2 protein-coding genes are annotated in these 4356 nt (G+C 50.3%); both read left to right on the forward strand.

What is annotated here, in order from left to right:
- The coding region (locus E3J62_09120) for a tetratricopeptide repeat protein (GenBank protein TET44878.1) at window positions 1-3737 on the forward strand (3737 nt) is incomplete at its 5' end.
- A gap of 41 nt (window positions 3738-3778) precedes the next feature.
- The coding region (locus tag E3J62_09125; protein TET44879.1) for a response regulator at window positions 3779-4356 on the forward strand (578 nt) is incomplete at its 3' end.

The following is a 4356-nucleotide window of genomic DNA, read 5'->3' on the forward strand; positions in this document are numbered from 1 at the left end:
TTGAGGATCTCAAGAAGCACCTGGCAGTTGCCCCTTCAACTCACATTGCGTTGAAGTGCTTATCAAAAACTGAGACAAAGGACATGGTCCAGGGCATGTTTCTCGCGATGCACAATCCAGGAGAGATTACAGAGGCTGTCTATGGACTCTCTGGTGGACTACCGCTTCTGGTTGAAGAAGCTGTCGGGAGTATGGTGGGTGCAGACATACTCCAGAGAAAGAGGAAGAGGTGGCACCTGAAGTCGGAGGCTCTGAAGCGGGTGAAGCCATCAGAAAAGAGTGAATGGCTACTGTCGGGACAGCTGGAAAATGTGAGGCCTTTGGAAATGGAGATTCTTCAAATTGCATCTTTGCTTCGAGGTGGATTCACCAGAGAGATGTTGCGGGATGTTGTCGGTATATCAGATGATGACGCTCCATCTGCTCTCATGTCCTTAGTAAGTTCTGGGCTGATTGGGGAAGAGACCGGTGGCAGATTTGCCATATCAAACGGGTATCTTGCGTCATTCATACGGGATCAAATGCTGGAGAAAAGACAGAGAGCCTTGCATCTCAAGATTGGTGCAGTGCTTGAGCGTTCCCAGCCGGCCGAAGCCGCCAGACACTACATGCTCGGCGGAGACAAGGAGAAGGCCTTCAAGATTGGACTGAAGCAGGCCCGAGCTTCTGAGGAGTCCGGAAAGAATAGGGATGCTTGCGAGCTCTATGAGATTGCCCTGGAAGCTGCGCCTGAGCCTGAAGACAAGTTCGGAATTCTGAAAGAGCTGGTGCGGCTCCACGATACTCTTGCAGACTTCAAGGAGGCGCTTCAGGCGGCTCAGAAAGCAATAAGAATAGGTCGAGACATCGAGAAACCTGTAGATAAGCTTCAGGTGAAAGCGGCGGTAATCCATAGGAAACTGGGAGAACAGGAAAAATCCAGAGTAATTCTCAACCAGGTAATGTCAGAAACGAGAGACAATCGTGCCAGGTGTTACGCTTTGTGTGAACTTGCTTGGCTGCATATGGAGAAGAATGAACACAAAAAGGCTTCAGACATTTGTGAGGAAGCTAGAAAGATTGCTTTGGCGAATAAGGATGAGACTGGTCTTGCGAGGGCCTACCACAACATGGGTACCGTGAAATGGAGGGAACGAAAGCTGGAGGCTGCTGAACGACTCATTGGAAAGAGTGTGAGTCTGAAGCTTAAGCTTGGCCAACATGCGAGTGCTGCTGGTTCTCTGAACAATCTCGGAGCAATTTACTGGAGCAAAGGGAACATGGAGGAGGCCGGACGGGCTTACAATGAGGCACTGAAGGAGTTTGAGAAGGCCGGTGACCGGGCAGGCATAGCTTTGGCTCACAGAAACCTGGGCCTTGTTGCCTGGGCACTAGGGGAGTGGGAGTTGGCTGCCAAAAGCTATGAGAACGCATATTCCATTGAGGAAGGAATCGGGAATCACGAAGCCTTGGCGAGATTGGACAATATGATTGGTGTTGCAGAGGAGCATCTAGGGAATTGGAAGAGTGCGCTCCGACATTTCAATAGGCTTCTGAGATTCTCTCGGTCCCGGGGGCACAAAAGGGGAATGGCGAGCTCTCTGATCGGGATAGGTACTCTTTTTTTCAAGATGGGCGACTTGACCCGGGCTCTCGAATCATTCAAGAAATCACTTCCTCTGGCAAGGACGGCTAGAAACCTGGAAGACGAGGCGCTCTGTCACGTGAATCTTGCCATGACAAAGAAAGAATTGGGAGATTTGGATGCGGCTATGGATAACATAAATGAGTGTATCACGATCTTTGAAAGAGAGGGGATGGAGAAAGACCTGGCAACTGCTTATAGAGTCAAAGCCGAAATCCTTCTGAGCCAAAACGAAATTCTTGCCGCATCGAAATCTGCAAGAACGGCGGCCAGTCTGGCTAGGCGCGCGGAGGATAGGCTTGAATTGAGCCAGACATACAGAGTTCTGGGCATGATGCCCGGGACGTCCGCCAAGACGAGGGAAGAGTACTTCCAGAAGAGCACGAAAATTGCAGAGGACATGAAAGCAAGATACCATCTGGGGAAAGCTCTGCTCTCGTACGGACAGTTTCTTCTGAATACAGAGGGCAGATTGGCCGAATCCCTTCAGCAACTCAGGAGCGCGACAGAGATATTCGAACATCTGGGTGCAAAGAGAGACCTCGAGGCTGCGAGAAAAGCTTGTGCCAACGCGATATCGAGAATTGTGGATATGAGAGGCTTTGGTGCAGGTGTCCTTCAGGTTTCCGCATTGAATGAGATTGCATCTCTGATTAGTTCCATGACAGACATCAGTGCGGTCTACCAGAAGGTCGTGGATTCGGTGGTCAACCTCCTGGGTGCAGAGCGGGGATTGCTGCTTCTATTCTCTGAGAGTGGTAAGAGACTTGAAGTGGCAGCTGAGAACTCCATGGACAAGGCCACAACAAAGGACGCGAGAACACTTTCAAAAGGGGTTATCAGAGAGGCTGCTGGAAAAGGTGTTGCAGTTATATGTGATGATGCAGCCGCGGACCCTCGGTTCAACAGAAACCGCAGCGTCATCCTGAACAACATCCATTCACTTCTGTGCGTGCCCCTCAAGTTGCGGCAGGAGATCATCGGTACTATCTATGTTGACAGCAGAGTAGATAAGAGGTTGTTTTCCAAGGACGATATCCCATTTGTGAACACTCTGGCCAACATTATGGCAATGGCGATAGATAATGCGAGATACCACCAGGAGATTAGAGACGAGAATGTGCACCTTCGTACGGAGGTGCGCGATAAATACAGTCTGGGGAACATCATAGGGAAGTCTGATGTGATGCAGGACGTATTCAATATGATATCAAGGGTCGCGGGCACCGACACTACTGTTCTCATTGAAGGAGAGACCGGGACAGGCAAGGAGTTGGTAGCACGCGCCATCCACTATGGAAGCAGGAGAGCCGATAAGAGATTTCTTACAATTGATTGCAGTGCCCTACCTGATACTCTTCTAGAATCAGAACTGTTCGGTCACAAGCGAGGTTCCTTTACCGGTGCAGCATATAACAAGAGAGGTCTATTTGAGGCTGCCGATGGCGGGACAGTGTTTCTGGATGAGATTGGTGATGCTTCTCCGTCAGTCCAATCTCGTTTGTTGAGAGTGCTGGAACAGTCTGAAGTCAGAAGAGTCGGCGAAAGCTCATACAGAGAAGTAGACGTAAGGATTCTCTGTGCCACCAATAAGAACCTCCGCAGGGAGATTGGCCGGGGCAGGTTCAGGGAAGATCTCTATTTCAGATTGAATGTATTGAACATAAAGCTCCCACCACTGAAGAAACGGAGGCAAGACATACCTTTGCTTGCCAATCATTTCCTCAGGCAAGCGGAGAAGGAACTGGGAAAGAGGATGACAGGGATCACACCCGCCGCAGTGCGGCTATTGATGGCGCACGGATGGCCTGGGAACGTGAGGGAACTACAGCATGAAATCGAAAGAGCTTGTGCCCTGGTGTCACCCTCGAAGCCCATTACTGCACACAGCCTCTCTCCTGCCGTGCGTGGGAAAGAAGAACGCAGAGAAGAACTAGACACGCTGGTAGGGATCACCCAGGATCTTGAAAAGAGAATCATAGAAGAAGCGCTGGAGAATCTTGATTGGAATCGGTCGTGGGTTGCCAAGGAACTGGGATTGAGCCGGCAGGGGCTGTTGAAAAAGATGCGCAGGCACGGACTTACTGGGAAAGAAACTACACAAGAGGTGTAAACGGAGTTTACATCACCTAACCTTAATTCGAGCAAGAGGTTATGCAGGAAAACGATTTCATGTGTGCCCGTTGTGGGTTAGAATGCCCCAGGAAAATTGCCGGTCAGTTCCTTGCAAAAAGGGCTATACGCCAAGAGTGTTTGAAGTATACGTCCTATAAGGCCAAATACCACATAGACTTGGCCACGACAAATTCTTCATACGCGGGTGATTCCAACGCTCAGGCACAGTTCTTGCCAAGTGTGGGAAGCGAGTTCGGTGGGAGAAAATGGAGAAATACTGTGGCCATAAATGTTCTTGTTGTAGACGACGAGGAGGACCTGAGGGGCCTTTTGGTCGATGCTTTGTGTGGCAACGGCTACTGCGCAAGCAGTGCAAAGGACGGGAGAGAAGCCCTGGAGATGCTGAGATTTCTCGCCTATGATATGGTAGTCCTGGATTTCCATATGCCGGGAATGGACGGTCTGAAGCTGATGTCCCACATCAAGTGCTTGTATCCAGAGACTCTGACCATACTGATGACTGCAGAAGCACTGCCAGAGTTGGCGCTTGAGGCCAGGCGACGAGGCGCATTTGATGTGATATTCAAGCCCTTCAAGTACACGCAGCTTCTTTCGGT

Source organism: candidate division TA06 bacterium (genome assembly GCA_004376575.1).
Lineage (GTDB): Bacteria > Hydrothermota > DG-26 > E44-bin18 > E44-bin18 > E44-bin18.